We start from the raw sequence: 601 nt of genomic DNA on the forward strand, positions 1-601 counted from the left end.
TGATGAACCCGAGAGCCTTCGAGCACTTCGCGCCGCCGTCCAAACGCGCATGCCGAAGGCCGGAATGCCCGACATCTTTCTTGAAGTCATGGCGCGAACCGGATTTGCCAAGTCCTTTACGCATCTGAGCGAGCGTCAGGCCACCGTCGAGCACTTCGAGATAAGCCTGTGCGCGACCCTGGTCGGCGGCGCCTGCAACATCGGTCTTGAGCCGATCGTGCGCCCGGAATTTGCGGCTCTGCGTCGCGACCGTCTTTCTTGGGTCGGTCAGAATTTCATTCGGCCCGAGACCATCGCCGCGGCCAACGCCGCGATCGTTTCCGCTCACAGTCGTCTGGATATCGTCCAACATGGGGGCGCAGGCGAGGTGGCCAGCGCCGACGGCATGCGTTTTGTCGCTCCGTCGAGCGCCATACACGCCGGGCCCAACCCCAAATATTACGGCCAGGAGCGCGGCGTCACTTGGTACAACATGATTTCCAATCAGTTCAGCGGTCTGACCGGAGCGGTCATCCCCGGCACGTTGCGCGACAGCCTGGTCGTCCTGGCTCTCCTGCTGGAGCAGGAAACCGAGCTCGATCCTCTGGAGATCATGACCGCC

The 601-nt window shown here is 62.4% G+C and carries 1 protein-coding gene; it reads left to right on the forward strand.

The features are described from left to right. Window positions 1–64 precede the first annotated feature (64 nt). On the forward strand, window positions 65–601 hold a 537-nt coding region (locus TRIHO_RS05260; protein ID WP_207498633.1), incomplete at its 3' end, for a Tn3 family transposase.

It is taken from the genome of Tritonibacter horizontis, from assembly GCF_001518015.1.
Classification (GTDB): domain Bacteria; phylum Pseudomonadota; class Alphaproteobacteria; order Rhodobacterales; family Rhodobacteraceae; genus Epibacterium; species Epibacterium horizontis.